This is a genomic window from Nonomuraea sp. N2-4H (assembly GCF_045291505.1).
GTDB lineage: Bacteria > Actinomycetota > Actinomycetes > Streptosporangiales > Streptosporangiaceae > Nonomuraea > Nonomuraea fastidiosa.
The window spans coordinates 6,374,776-6,388,362 of the sequence record NZ_CP147987.1 but is presented as its reverse complement, the minus strand read 5'-3'; the positions used below and the strand labels follow the sequence as shown (position 1 = coordinate 6,388,362).

11 protein-coding genes and 1 pseudogene are annotated in these 13,587 nt (G+C 71.3%); 3 read left to right on the top strand and 9 right to left on the bottom strand.

Going from position 1 to position 13,587, the window contains the following annotated elements:
* Positions 1 to 39 precede the first annotated feature (39 nt).
* The 4 genes and pseudogenes from WBK31_RS29210 to WBK31_RS29195 all read right to left on the bottom strand — a co-directional run bounded on the left by WBK31_RS29210 (position 40) and on the right by WBK31_RS29195 (position 3,613).
* The gene (locus WBK31_RS29210; RefSeq protein WP_364060567.1) at positions 40 to 999 is read right to left on the bottom strand and encodes a glycine betaine ABC transporter substrate-binding protein; all 960 of its coding nucleotides are present in this window, start codon (positions 997 to 999) and stop codon (positions 40 to 42) included.
* On the bottom strand, positions 996 to 1,772 hold the full coding sequence (locus tag WBK31_RS29205) for an ABC transporter permease (RefSeq protein ID WP_364060570.1): 777 nt from the start codon (positions 1,770 to 1,772) through the stop codon (positions 996 to 998). Before WBK31_RS29205 ends, WBK31_RS29210 begins: the two co-directional genes overlap by 4 nt.
* Positions 1,769 to 2,823 (bottom strand): annotated as a pseudogene (locus WBK31_RS29200) (ABC transporter ATP-binding protein). Before WBK31_RS29200 ends, WBK31_RS29205 begins: the two are co-directional and overlap by 4 nt.
* 124 nt (positions 2,824 to 2,947) lie before the next feature.
* On the bottom strand, positions 2,948 to 3,613 hold the full coding sequence (locus WBK31_RS29195; protein WP_364060576.1) for an ABC transporter permease: 666 nt from the start codon (positions 3,611 to 3,613) through the stop codon (positions 2,948 to 2,950).
* Between the two features lie 384 nt (positions 3,614 to 3,997).
* Here WBK31_RS29195 and WBK31_RS29190 point away from each other — a divergent pair, with 384 nt between their 5' ends.
* Positions 3,998 to 4,933 (top strand): alpha/beta fold hydrolase, encoded by a 936-nt coding sequence (locus WBK31_RS29190; RefSeq protein WP_378786673.1) that lies wholly within the window; start codon positions 3,998 to 4,000, stop codon positions 4,931 to 4,933.
* 803 nt (positions 4,934 to 5,736) lie between these two features.
* Positions 5,737 to 6,366, top strand: a complete 630-nt coding sequence (locus WBK31_RS29185; protein WP_364060582.1) for a DUF6879 family protein — start codon at positions 5,737 to 5,739, stop codon at positions 6,364 to 6,366.
* A 52-nt stretch (positions 6,367 to 6,418) separates the two neighbouring features.
* On the opposite strand, the gene WBK31_RS29180 is transcribed toward WBK31_RS29185, so the two are convergent.
* Positions 6,419 to 7,642 carry an acyl-CoA dehydrogenase family protein gene (locus WBK31_RS29180; protein WP_406673482.1) on the bottom strand — a complete coding sequence of 408 codons (1,224 nt, stop codon included), beginning with the start codon at positions 7,640 to 7,642 and terminating at the stop codon, positions 6,419 to 6,421.
* Positions 7,643 to 7,745: 103 nt separating this feature from the next.
* Here WBK31_RS29180 and WBK31_RS29175 point away from each other — a divergent pair, with 103 nt between their 5' ends.
* Positions 7,746 to 8,618: a TetR family transcriptional regulator gene (locus tag WBK31_RS29175; protein WP_378786676.1), complete on the top strand. Its 873-nt coding sequence runs from the start codon at positions 7,746 to 7,748 to the stop codon at positions 8,616 to 8,618.
* 58 nt (positions 8,619 to 8,676) lie between these two features.
* On the opposite strand, the gene WBK31_RS29170 is transcribed toward WBK31_RS29175, so the two are convergent.
* The 4 genes from WBK31_RS29170 to WBK31_RS29155 are packed head-to-tail and all read right to left on the bottom strand — an operon-like array spanning position 8,677 to position 13,416.
* Positions 8,677 to 10,605 (bottom strand): DUF6807 family protein, encoded by a 1,929-nt coding sequence (locus tag WBK31_RS29170; protein ID WP_364060591.1) that lies wholly within the window; start codon positions 10,603 to 10,605, stop codon positions 8,677 to 8,679.
* Positions 10,605 to 11,657, bottom strand: a complete 1,053-nt coding sequence (locus WBK31_RS29165; RefSeq protein ID WP_364060594.1) for a mandelate racemase/muconate lactonizing enzyme family protein — start codon at positions 11,655 to 11,657, stop codon at positions 10,605 to 10,607. The genes WBK31_RS29170 and WBK31_RS29165 overlap by 1 nt, the downstream gene beginning before the upstream one ends.
* Positions 11,654 to 12,526 (bottom strand): 5-dehydro-4-deoxyglucarate dehydratase, encoded by an 873-nt coding sequence (locus WBK31_RS29160; protein WP_364060597.1) that lies wholly within the window; start codon positions 12,524 to 12,526, stop codon positions 11,654 to 11,656. Before WBK31_RS29160 ends, WBK31_RS29165 begins: the two co-directional genes overlap by 4 nt.
* Entirely contained in the window at positions 12,523 to 13,416 is an 894-nt protein-coding gene (locus tag WBK31_RS29155; protein WP_406673481.1) for an NAD-dependent epimerase/dehydratase family protein, read from the bottom strand. The genes WBK31_RS29160 and WBK31_RS29155 overlap by 4 nt, the downstream gene beginning before the upstream one ends.
* Positions 13,417 to 13,587 lie beyond the last annotated feature (171 nt).

Below are 13,587 nucleotides of genomic sequence, written 5' to 3'. Positions count from 1 at the left end.
ACCTGCGGGCTGCCCGCGGTCAGGTATGGCTAACGCCTCTCATCGGACGAATCCCTGTGACCTGAGCCAGTCGCGGGCCACCAGCACGGGCATGTCGCCGTCCACGTCCACCTGCGCGTTCAGGTCGCGCATGACGTCGTCGGTCAGCTTCGCGCTGATGGGCGCGAAGATCTTCGCGATCTCCGGGTGCGCGTCGAAGAGCTGCCGCCGCATCGTCACCGCCGCGTTGTACTGCGGGAAGAAGTGCCGGTCGTCCTCCAGGAGCACCAGGCCGAGCGCCTTCACCCGGCCGTCCGTGGTGGTGACCATGCCGAACGTGCACTGCCCGGTGGCCACCGATCGGTAAAGCACGCCGACCGACAACCTGCGCACGTTGGCCCTCGGCACGTCCTTGCCGTACTGCAGGCCGTAGCCCCGCAGCATGCCGAGGAAGCCGTCGTCGCGGCCGAAGGTCTCGTGGTCCACGCAGAACGTGCGCTGCGGCAGCGGCACCTTGGTGATGTCGGAGATCTTCGACAGGCCCCACTTCTCGGCCGACGCCTTGGTGACGCCGAGCGCGTAGCTGTTGTTCAGCGGGGCGGGCGGCAGCCACACGATGCCGTTCTCGCGCAGGTCCAGGTCGCGTACGGCCTCGTACTGCGCCTGCGCGCCCTCCACCGGCTTCTGCTGCCCCAGGTAGGTGATCCAGCCGGTGCCCGTGTACTCCCACATCAGGTCGGCGTCGCCGCGGATCAGCGAGGCGCGGGCGTTCACGCTGCCCTGCACGTTCGTCTGGTCCACCACGTCCGCCCCGGCCGCGGTGAGGGCGACCACGGCGATCTTGCCGAGCACGAGCTGCTCGGTGAACTCCTTGGAGGTCACCCGCACCCGCTTGCCCTCCAGATCGGGGATCGGGCGGATGCTGCCCGGCTCGATCGGCGGCACGAACGACGACGCCGGCCGCAGCCCGCACCCGGCGGCACAGAGCAGGACCGCGAGGGCGGCGGCGAGAGCCCTCATGTGAGGCCCTTCGGGGACAGCAGGCGCTGCGCCAGCCCGGCCCCCCAGTCGATGAGCAGCGCCAGCACCGCGATCAGCACGCATCCGGTGACCAGGATCAGGTTGCGCTGCGTGCTCACCCCGGTGGTGATCAGGTCGCCGAGCCCGCCCGAGCCGATGAACGCCGCGATGCCCGCCGTGCCCACGTTCAGCACCAGCGTGGTACGAATGCCCGACAGGATGACCGGCACCGCCATCGGCAGCTCCACCTTGAACAGCACCCCCGACGCCGACATGCCGATGCCGCGCCCGGCGTCCACCAGGCGCGGATCCACCTGCTCCAGGCCCACCATCGTGTTGCGCAGCGTGGGCAGCAGGCTGTAGGCGAACAGCGCGGCGACCGCCGTCCAGAACCCGATCTGGAACAGCACCGCGAGCAGCACCACCAGGCCCACCGCCGGGGTGGCCTGGCCCAAGTTCACCAGCGACAGCACCACCGGCGTGGCCTTGCGCAGCGCGCCCCGCGTCAGCAGCACGCCCAGCGGCAGCGCCACCGCGAGCACCAGCACGGTCGAGAAGAACACCAGCTGGATGTGCTCCCACGTGCGGCGCATCAGGAACGGCAGGCTCAGCGAACCCCGCTCGATGCCGTCGAGCGGCACGATCTGCGTGTAGCCGACCATCGCGGCGGCCACCGCCAGGTAGCACAGCGGGGGCAGGAACGCGCGCCACGACCGCCCGATGCGCGGCTCCGGAGTGGTCGCCTGCCTCTCGGCGGCGCTGTCGACCGTCATCCGGCACCGCTCCTCTTCAGCCGCCGCTCCCGCTCGCGGGCCTTGATCGACTGGACCGCGTTCTGCACCGTGCTCAGCGACAGCGCGCCCGCGTACGTACGCCGCCTGCCCTCCACCGGCAGGATGTCGGTGTCGGCGTTGAGCAGCGCCTCCAGCGCGTCCTGCAAGGTGCTGCGGTGACTGATCGTGCCGGTCACGGGGGCGCCCGCCGAGCCGGCAGGACCCGTACGGCCCTCGAGGTCGGCCGTGCTCACCCAGCGCAGCGGGCGGCGCATCCCGTCGGTGATCAGCGCGTAGCCCCGGCCGTCGCGCTCGACCTCGCGCAGCACGTCGGCGCAGTCGCGGTCCTCCGGGAAGAACGGCACCTGGTCCAGCTCGATGTCGCCCACCTTGGTCAGGCGCAGCAGCCGCATCGATGAGCCGCTGCCGAGGAACTGCTCGACGTACTCGCTGGCCGGGTTCGTGAGGATCTCGGCGGGACGGGCGTACTGCACGATGTGCCCGGGGCGCTGCATGATCGCGATGCGGTCGCCGATCTTGAGCGCCTCGTCCACGTCGTGCGTGACGAAGACGATCGTCTTGGCCAGGTCGTCCTGAAGACGGAGCAGCTCGTCCTGCAGCCGCTCGCGGGTGATGGGGTCGAGCGCGCCGAACGGCTCGTCCATGAGCAGCACCGGAGGGTCGGCGGCCAGCGCCCTGGCCACGCCCACCCGCTGCTGCTGGCCGCCCGACAGGCGGCGCGGATAGGTGTCGCGGAACTGCTCGGGCTCCAGACCCACCAGCGTGAGCAGCTCGTCCACCCGCTCGGCGATGCGCTCGCGGTCCCAGCCGAGCATCTTGGGCACCTGGGCGATGTTCGCCGCCACCGTCATGTGGGGAACAGGCCGGCCTGCTGGATGACGTACCCGATGTGGCGGCGCAGCCGGTCGGGGTCGATGTCGCGGGAGTTCTGGCCGTTGATGATGATGTCGCCCGACGTCGGCTCGATCAGGCGGTTGATCATCCGCATCGTGGTGGTCTTGCCGCAGCCCGACGGGCCGAGCAGGACCACGATCTCGCCCGCCGCGATGTCCAGGTCCAGCTCCTGTACGGCCGGCTCGCCGCCGCCGGGGAACGCCTTGGTCACCTTGCGCAGCTCGATCGGCACGCCGTGAGTCGTCGCGGCCGGCCGCTGGTCAGGCACGTGCACCTCCCGAGGCGGGCCGCCGGCTCGGCGTGGTGAGCCGGCCGATCAGCACGAAGACACCGTCGAAGACGAGCGCCAGGATCGCCACGCCGATCGTGCCGGTCAGCGTGGCGTTGAGCGCGTTCGCGCCGCCGAGCCTGGCCAGCCCGGAGAAGATCTGCTCGCCGAGCCCCGGGCCCGAGACGTACGCGGCGACCGCGCCGATGCCCATCGAGAGCTGCGTGGCCACGCGGATGCCCGTCAGGATCACCGGCCAGGCGAGCGGCAGCTCCACCTTGAGCAGCGACCTGCGGCGGCTCATTCCGATGCCGCGCGCGGCGTCCACCAGCAGGGGATCGACGTCGCGCAGGCCGACGATCGTGTTGCGGACGATGGGCAGCAGGGCGTACAGCACGATCGCCGTCACCGCGGGGGCCACGCCCAGGCCGAGCGGCGGGATCAGCAGGCCCAGCATGGCCAGCGACGGCACCGTGAACAGCACCCCGGCCGCCGCCGTGGCCAGTGCCGAGGGCCTGGGGCGGCGGTAGGTGGCCACGCCGATGAGCACGCCGAGCACGGCCGCCACCAGCACGCATTGGGCGACCATGCTGGCGTGCTGCCACGTCTCGAAGACGATGAGATCCCACCTGTCCTCGATGTACTCCCACAGTGTCATCGCCTGACCTCTAACCGTGACACCCAGCATCAAACGCCCCATCTGTCACTTCTTGCACAAAGATGGAGCGGGGAGGGTTGCCTGCTGCGGTGCTCTTGACCTGCGGCAGAAGGCATCGGCCAGTCCGGCGGCGCCCGCCTCCTGCGCGGCCGGCCCGCCAACCGCCGGCGCCCGATCCTTGACCGCTACCTGATCCCCGCCATGGCCTGCTGATGCGGCGGTTGTCCCCCTTGAGAGCTACCGGAGGTTGTCCACCGAGCGGTGACGACCGGCAGGGGGCCGAAACCATAGCGTTCTCTGTGTCGGCGGCGATCAACGAAATCGCCCGCCGGCACCGCCGGCCGGACCAGCCCGGCGGCCTGACATCTCGCTTGGGAGGACGACATGAAGCGCACGTTCAAGGCAGCCGCCGTGATCACTCTGTGCACCGCCGTCGGGATGGGCATCGCCGCCGGACCGGCCGCCGCCGCTCCGCAGACGTGGGACCCGCTGGCCGGCACCGGCCTGTCGAACTTCGACCCGTTCGGTGGCAAGCGCAAGGCCGACCCGTTCGTCGGCACCAAGAAGATCAAGGTTGCCGGCAAGTCGGTGAACGTGTCGTGCTCCGGTCGTCCCGCCACGGGCCGCAAGCCGGTGATCGTGCTGCTGGCCGGCATGGGTGACGGGCTGGACAAGCTGGCCTCCCTGCAGAAGACGCTGAGCAAGAAGAACCGCGTCTGCTCCTACGACCGGCTCGGCGAGGGCAAGAGCGACAAGCCGACCCGCAAGCAGACCTTCGCCGACACCGGGCGCATCCTCACCGGTGTGCTCGACCGGGTCGCCGGCCGCCAGCCCGTCGTCCTCGCCGGGCACTCGCTGGGCGGGCTCATCGCCGCCAGGTACGCACCCGAGCACCGCGACCGCGTCAAGGGCCTGGTGCTGCTCGACGCCACCCCCTCCACCATGCAGCGCGACGTCAAGACGGCCATCCCCAAGTCGGCCACCGGCCCCGCCGCCGAGCTGCGGGCCCAGAACCTCGCGGTCTTCCAGGGGCAGAACCCTGAGATGCTGGTCGTCCCCGACGGCAGGGTGCGTTCGGCCGGGCGCATCCCGGTCGAGGTGATCCGGCACGGCAAGCCGTACCTCGCGGCGATCCCGACGTACGGGCCGAAGCTGGAGAAGGCGTGGGCCGCCGGCCAGCGCAAGTGGCTCGCCCTCTCCCGCAACAGCCGCCTGACCGTGGCGAAGAAGAGCGAGCACTACATCTACGTCGACCAGCCCGAGCTCGCCGTCAAGGCCATCCAGACCGTCGCCGCCAAGGCCCCCCGCTACGCCCGCTGACCCCGCCCTCGTTGCCGGGGATCCGGTCGGCGCGGCCGGCGGGGCAACCTGGCGCAGGGCGCTGAGGCTTTCGGCGCGGACGCTGAGAGGGCGGGCGCAGGCGCCGTGGCATCGGTGCGGGGTGGCGGGAGGGCCGGTGTAGGGGCCGGGCGTCGACACGGGTGCTGGGTGTCGGCGTAGGGCTGGGTGTCGGCGCTGGTGCTGAGCGGCCGACAGGGGTGGAGGTGGGGTGAGGGAAGCCGGCGCGGCCTTCAGCGGAACGGCGAGGGTGCTGAGGGCCGCGCCGGCGCTGGGAGAACCGGCGTTCGGCCGGTTGGGTGAACTCGGGCCGGGGCTGCCGAGCGGCACGGCCGCCGTACGGGAAGTGGTCCTGCCCGTGCGGCGGCCGGTTCGCGCCAAAGGGGAGGCATCGGCGCCCCGGCCCGTGGGGCGGCCGGTCCCCGTTGAGCGGGGGCATCGGCGCCCGGCACTGTGCGGCGGGTCGGCGTTGCCGGCTGTTCGTGCCGTTCCTGCCTTTCGTGCCTTTCTGTTTTCGCGGCTGAGTCGCAGGCGGGTTGCGTGCTCAACACTCCGGCCACAACGCCGGAATTATTCGATTCGTGGGGGTTTGTGCGGGCGCAGGGAGGGTTTTTCGGGTTTTTGCCGGGGTTGGGTGGGGGATGCTCGACAAGCGGCGCTTCGTGGTGATAGTCAGGGACTTGACCTGCGAAATCAAGCTTGTGCCGTCGAGTGCGGCGACCGGTCCTGGCGTGATGTCCGGTCGTTCGGCGTGCGGGCTGCTTGCGTGAACAAGGGATACTCTCATGCTTGAGCGCATTCATGAGATACCGGGCGTCAGGCTGAGTGCGGACGAATATCTGGACGATTTCTGGCCTAATTTCCGGAAAATAGATGACGTGTTCTGGAAGCTGGAGCGCATCCAGAGTTTCCAGGAGACGGGCGAGCCGAGCTGGGTCGCGATGATGGAAGGCGACTGGGACCGGTCGCTGAAGCTCATCGACGACAAGCCGATCGGGTGGTTCGACAGCCGGGGCGGGCTGATGCGGGAGTACGACCGCCCGGCCGAGAGCTTCCTGCGCAGGCGCATCAGGATCGTGGAGCAGCCCGTCACGCCGTACCTGCAGTGGGAGATGCACGTGCTGGCGCTGCGGGTGGCGACCGTCGAGCAGGTGCGGGTGCTCGACGCGGGCGAGGTGGCCGAGCTGGAGGGCGGGCGGCGGCTGCCGGAGCTGGTGGTGCTCGGCACGGTGGTGATGTACGAGGTGACGTACGACGAGACCGGTACGCACAGCGGGGCACGGCGGATCGACGACCGGGAGGTGATCGAGGCCTGCCACGGTGAGCTGGACAAGTTGTTCGCCGCGGGTGAGGACTTCCGCTCCTACTACGACCGGGAGATCGTGCCGCTTCCCGCGCCCCGGGTGAGCGTCTGACTTCCCCCCGCCGGATGAGCGTCTGACGCAGCCCCCGAGCGCCCGGCGAGGCCTACAGTGGCAGGCCGCCGGTGGCCGCGGAGGTGGAGCCGGTGGCCTGGTATGCGGCGATGGTGCGTTCGGCGATGCGCATCTGGTGGATCTCGTCGGCTCCGTCGGCGAAGCGGGCCCACCGGGCGTGCTGGAACATCTGGGCCAGCGGCGTGTCGGTGGAGTAGCCGAGCGCGCCGTGCACTTGGATGGCGCGGTCGACGATGCGGTTGAGGCTGCCGGCCACGAAGTGCTTGGCCATGGAGACCTCCGTACGGAAGTCCTCACCCTTGTCGATCTTGGACGCGGCGTGCAGGACCATGAGCTTGCACTGGTAGAGCTCCATCGCCGAGTCGGCGATCATCCACTGGATGCCCTGCTTCTCGGCCAGCAGCGAGCCGTGGCTGTAGCGGTTGAGCGCGCGGTCCACCATCATGTCCAGGGCGGTCTCGGCCTGCGAGATCCAGCGCATGCAGTGTGCGAGGCGAGCCGGGCCGAGGCGGTACTGGCCCAGCCGGTGCCCGTTGCCCCGGCCGCCGAGTATGGCGCTGGAGGGCACCCGCAGGTCCTTGATGACGATCTCGCTGTGCCCGGTGGAGCCGTGCATGGTCTCGATCTCGCGGACGTCCTGCCAGCCGGGGTTGGGCAGGTCGATGATGAACGCGGTGTTGGCGCCCCGCGACCCCTCGGGCACGTCCTTCTCCGTACGGGCGATGAGGATCGCGAAGTTCGCCCGGCGCGCATTGGAGATGAACCACTTGTGGCCATTGATGACCCACTCGTCCCCGTCCTGGACGGCCTCCGTACGGATCAGGGTGGGGTCGGAACCGGCCACCTCCGGCTCCGTCATGGCGAAGCAGGACATCACCCGCCCTTCCAGAAGCGGACGGAGGTACTTCTCCTTCTGCTCGTCGTTTCCCCAGTGCAGCAGCGTGTGCATGTTGCCCTCGTCGGGGGCCTGGCAGTTGAGCACCCACGGGCCGATGCGGGTCTTGGCCGCCTCCGACTGCACCATGGCCAGCTCGACGTGCCCGAGCCCCATGCCGCCCCACTCCTTCGGCATGTGCGGCAGCCACAGCCCCTGCTCCTTGGCGAGGGAGCGGAGGTGGAAGATCGTGCGCAGGTACGCCTCGCGGTCTCCTTCGGGCACCTCGTCCATGGCGGGGATGACCGTGCCCTGGATGAACGCGCGGACCCGCTTGCGGATCTCCTCGTGCTCGGGGGCGAGGGTGAAGTCGATGGCCATGCGGTCGTACCTCCCAATGCGCGGGACGGCTGATCCCCAAGGGCGATTTCACCGATAGTACTATCGGTGAAATTCCGCACAAGACCCGCGGGAGAATCGACCGATGACGAGCACGCCGCTCACCAGGAGCGAGGCCAAAGACCTGACCAGGCGCAGGCTCCTGCGCGCCGCCCTGACCATCCTCGACGAGGAGGGCGAGGCCGGGCTCACCACGGTCAAGGTCGCCAAGGCCGCCGGCATCGCGCAGTCCAGCTTCTACGTGCACTTCAAGGACATGCAGGAGCTGCTGCGGGTGCTCGCCCAGGAGGGCGGCGAGCGGCTGCGCGCCTCCATGCGCGAGGCGCGCCGCAAGGCCCGCGAGGCTCCGGGCGACATCGACCTCCATCGCGAGACGTTCCGCATCCCGCTGGAGGCCATCTGCCGCCATCCCGAGCTGTTGCGCATCCAGCTCAGGGCGCGCCACGACCCCTCGTCCTCGCTGCGCGACTTCGCCAGGGAGACGGCGGACGCCTACCGCGACCATCACGCCGCCGACCTGGCCGCGCTCGGCTATACCGCCGACGACGAGCGCGACAGGCGGCGGCTGGAGATGATCGCCGAGGGCATCAACGCCGCCACCAACGCGCTGGCCATGGGCCACCTCGAAGGGCGCTACCCCGATCTCGACGAGGCGGCCGACATCCTGACCGCCCTGTCCCGCGGCGCCCTGCGCCTCCTCAGATCGACGGCCGGCAAGTCCGCGTCGCCGGGAGGCCCGCCGCAGGAGCCGGAGGGCTCCCCGGCTTCGCGCGCGGAAGCGGGCTCGCGCGCTGATGCGGGCTCGCGCGCTGATGCGGGCTCGTGTGCCGAGGCGGGCTCGTGTGCCGAGGCGGGCGGGCCCGTTTCAGACGGCTCGGATCCCGAGATGAGCGAGCCCGCCCCGCACGGCTCGCGCCCGGCACGAAGCGCCCCCGCCTCAGCCGGGGAGTCCGGCTGAGGCGGGGGCGGCGGGTGGGGGCTCCGGTGAGGCGTGGACCGGAGCCCTGAGGCGGTCGTCAGAACGTGACGGCGGACGCCAGCGCCCCAGCCTCGTCCGCCGTCAGCCGGCCGTCCGCCACGACCGTGACCACCCGCCGCGACAGCGTGTGCTCGAAGGTCAGCGGCGTGTCCCACGCCAGCGCCTGCCCCACCCCCGGATATTCCGCCACCCGCACGAACCACGGGTCGCCGTCGGCCTGCACGAAGACGAGCGTCCAGTCGCGCCCCTCGGGCGTGGTGCCCGACATCGCGATCCACGGCTCCCTGCTGCCGTGTACGGCCTGCTCGTCCCCGGGCAGCGTGACCCGGTCGACGGAGGTGCCGGGCGCCCGCCAGAAGAAGCCGCCGTACCCGGCGCCGGCCCGGCCCTTGGTGGCCGAGCTCTCGATCTTCAACGGCTCCCCGGTGAGGTTGGTCAGCGTGAACGCGAAGTCCAGCGCCCACGCCTCGCCCAGCGGCCGCGCGGCCACCGTGCGCTCTTCGCGGACCAGCGGCCCGCCGGGGCCGACCCACTCCAGCAGCTCGGTGAAGCCGTCGTCGTCCAGCCGGGTGAAGGCCAGGTGCCGCTGCGTGCCGTGGTTGTCCAGCCAGGTCGGCCCCTGGTCCTTGACGTACGTGCGCCCGCCCCAGAAGTTGGCGCCGCCGAGGTCGGAGATCGCCACCCCGGCGCCCAGGTGGTGCACGTGGTCCTCGGGGCGCACCTGGGTGACCTCCACGCCGCCCAGCGTGCGCACGCCGTGCAGGTACGGGCGCGGCGAGTCGGTGGCGGGCAGGTCGGGACGGAAGTCGTAGGCGGCCACCTCGGTGCCCGACACCAGCAGCGACACCCGCGTCCACGGCGCGTCCAGCTCGGAGTAGAGCGCCAGCTCGGCCGCGCTGCGCCGGGTCAGCTCGACCACGCCGGGCAGGACCCGCCCGGAGACCTCGCCGCCTGTGTCCCTGAGCACGATCTGGTGCCGCTCGGGGATCGGGACCGGCTCGGGCGACAGCCGGATGGCGTCCACCACCTGGGTGAACCGCTCGGTCGCGGCCAGCGGCGCCAGCAGCTCCGCGCCGGTGCGCACGTGGTCAATGAGGTTCTCCAGCAGCCCGGTACGCTCGTGCACGGTCGTGACGACCGACCCGTCGGTCAGCTCCACCACGAGCCGGTCGTTGGTGTAGGTCAGCGTGGCCTGGCCGCGCTCGCCGTGCACCACCAGGTACGGCTCGTGCCGGGGCACCGACTCGGGCGCGCACAGCGTCACCGCGATGGTGATGACCAGCCCGTCCTCCAGCCGGATCCGTACGCAGGAGGTGTCGTCGGACTCGATGGGGTGTGCGTGGTACAGCTCGGTCTCGATCCCGGCGATGGGGGCGTCCACGAGGGCCAGCGCGGTGGCGATCGCGTGCGCGAACGGGTTGGTCAGCGCGCCGTCCATCACGTCCACGCCGTTCAGCCGGCGGCGACCGGCCCAGGGGGCGCGGGTGAAGTACGCCGAAGGACGCTCCCAGGCCCCGGCCCCGCCGATGCCGCGGATCCGGCCGAGCGAGCCGCCCGCGATGATCCGCCGCAGATGGGGGATGGCGGCCGAGCCGAGCGACTGGAAGCCGACCTGGCAGGCGAGGCCGGTCTCGGCGACGACCTCGGCGATTCTGCGCTGCTCGTCGAGGCTGGGCGCGGGCGGCTTCTCCAGCAGCACGTGCGTGCCCGCGCGCAGCGCGGTGATCGCGAGGTCGGCGTGGGTGTTGATCGGCGTGCAGATGATGGTGAACTCCGCGCCGGTCTTGGCGATCAGCTCGCCCAGGTCGGACGACTGCGGCGGGTCGCAGAAGTCCACCTCGACCGGCCGCAGGTCGCAGATGCCGACCAGCTCGACGATGCCGCGCTCGGACAGCTCGCGCAGGATGCCGAGGTGGTGGCGGCCGTGTCCCTGCGCCCCTGTGAGGATCACCTTGGCCGGCGCCATCACGACCACCTCAGCCCGAGCCCGGCGTGGTCGCCCGCGCGCAGCACGCCGTCCGACACCCGCACCGGGTACGGCTCGGCGAGCAGCCCCAGCCGGGCGAAGGAGGCGTCCTCGACGTCCTCCACCATGAGCGGCTGCGGCAGCGCCAGCGCGAGCTGCCCCGACACCTCGCTCAGCAGGTGCGGGTAGACCGGCACATCGTAGGTGCGGGCCAGCTCGGCGATGCGCAGGAACGGCGTGATGCCGCCGACCCGCACCACGTTCGGCTGCACCACGTCGCACGCACCGGCGGCCAGCAGGTCGCGGAAGCCGTAGGTGGTGTAGACGTTCTCGCCGACGGCGATCGGCACGTCGATGGAGCGGCGCAGCTCGACGTGGGCGGCCACGTCGTCGGCGGGCAGCGGCTCCTCGATCCAGTACAGGCCGAACTCGCGCAGCGCGGCCAGCGCGCGCCGGGCCCTGTGCAGGTCCCAGCGCTGGTTGGCGTCGATCATCAGCAGCCGGTCGGGGCCGATCACCTCGCGGACCGCCGCCACCCTCTCGACGTCCTCGGCCAGGTCGGGGCGGCCCACCTTGATCTTGACGCCGCGGTAGCCGGCCGCCACCCAGCGCCTGGCCTGCTCGACCAGCTCCTCCAGCGGGTAGTGCAGGTTGACGCCGCTGCCGTAGACCGGCACCTCGTCGCGCCGCCGCCCCAGCACGTCGGGCAGCGCCTGCTCGCCGCAGCGCAGGTCCCACAGCGCGAGGTCCACGCCGGCCAGCGCGACCGTGGTGACGCCGCCGGGGCCGGCCTCGCGCAGGTGCCGCCAGAGCCGGTCCCAGACCACCTCGGGGTGCGCGGGCGCGCCGATCAGCGCCTTGCGGATGTCGTGGTCGAGCAGCGCCTTGACGGCGTGCGCGCCGATCTGCGGCGTCCACGAGAACCCGGTGCCGGTGCGCCCGTCCTTCAGCGTCACGTGGGTGACGATCACGTGGTTGTACGGCACGTCCGCGCCCCACGGGCGGGGCAGCGGGACCGTGCGCAGCTCGGTACGCAGCTCCGCGATCGTCATGACGCCACCCGGTCAAGACCGACCTTGATCAGCTCCTGCAGCTCGGCCAGGTGCTCCTCGGACACCTCGACCAGCGGCGGCCGCACGCCGCCGACGTCCAGGCCGCGCAGCCGCACCCCGGCCTTGATCAGCGACACCGCGTACCCCGGCACCTTGCCGCGCAGCCGGACGAGCGGGGCGTAGAACTCGGTGAGCAGCCGCTCGTCGCCGTTCAGGTAAGCGAGCGCGATCTCCGGTGCGAACGCGAACACCGCGCTGGAGTACAGGTGCACGCCGATGCCCCGGTAGGCGGGCATGGTCAGCTCGGCGGTCGGCAGCCCGTTGAAGAACTGGAAGTCGGGGTGGTTCTCGCGCACGGCGAGCACGGTCCGCTGCATGCGGTCGATGTCGCCGACGCCGTCCTTGAGCCCGATCACGCCCGGGATCTCGGCCAGGCGGACCACGGCGTCGGGTTCGAGCACGACCGAGCCGCGCTGGTAGATGACCACCGGCAGCACCTCGGCCACGGCCCGCACGTACGCCTCGAAGCCGTGCCCTGGGCCCTGCGCGAGGTAGGGCGGCATGAGCAGCAGCCCGTCGGCGCCCGCGTCCTTGGCGGCGCGCGCCTGCTTCAGCGCCGCGCCGATCGGCCCGCCCGCCCCCGCGAACACCGGCGCTCGCCCGGCCACGACCTCGGTGGCCACCCGCACCACGCGGGCGTGCTCGTCCTCCGACAGCGCGGAGAACTCGCCGGTGCCGCAGGCCGCGAACACGCCGCCGGGGCCGTGCTCCATGCCCCTGCGCACGTGCTCGGCCAGCACGTCCTCGGCCAGCGCGCCGCCGGCGTCGAAGGGGGTCACGGGGAAGAACAGCACACCGCTGAGTTTCATTCGGTCTCATCCTTGAGTTCGGTACGCCAGCTGCGCTTGGGCCGCCAGCCGAGCAGCCGCTCTGCCTTGGCGGTCGAGAAGGCGGGGGTGGTGCCGGTGAGCCCGTCGGCGAACCCCTCGGTGCCGGGCACGACCTGGGGGAGCAGGTCGGCCAGCGGCTTCCTGGCCAGCGCGTCGGCGGCGCCGGCGAAGAACACCTCGCCGTTGGGCAGCTCGGGCAGCGCCTCGGCGAGCACGGCGATCATCTCGGCGGCGTCGCGGGAGTCGATGTAGTTGAACAGCGACACCCCGCCCAGCTCGGGCCGGTCGAGCCGCTCGCGTACGGTGTGGCCGGACTGCGTGGGCGCGCCCGCCCACTCCTCGGGCGGGATGACGAAGCACGGGCGCACGGCGGCCATCTTGGTCGTGCCGGCCTCCGCGAACGCCTTCATCGTGTGCTCGGCGGTCACCTTGGACAGGTTGTAGGCGTTCCAGGGCTTGACCGGGTGCTCCTCGTCGATGGGCAGGTAACGGGGAGCCCAGCCGCCGGGGGCGCCGTACCCGATGACGGTGGGGCTGCTGGCCAGCACCAGGTTCGCCACGCCGAGCGCCACCGACGCCTCGCACACGTTGAAGGCGAGCTGCGTGTTGACCTTGAAGATCACCGACTCGGGCAGGCTGAACGGCGTCGCGATGGCGGCCAGGTGGATCACCGTCTCGGGACGGAATCTGGCCATCACCTCGAACGTCTCTCCCGCGTCGGTGAGGTCGGCCGGTAAGGTGACCGCTGCCTCCGCGGGCGTACCGGGGGCCCGGTCGACCCCGATGACCTCGTGCCCGGCCGCCGCGAGCGTGGTGACCACGCTGCGGCCGAGGCGTCCTGCGCTTCCGGTGACGAGGACTCTGCTCACCGTGTGGGGCTCCTTCAAGACTGCAAACAGTTGCACTAAACCTTTGTGTCAGGAAGGGTGAAGCGTCAAGAGGTGATTTCGTCACCGCACGCCTAGCTGCGGCTTCCTGAAGGGCTCGACTGACTGGCCGTGTGGCAAGCGCTTTCATCGCCCTAGTGGCTCCTGCAAGCG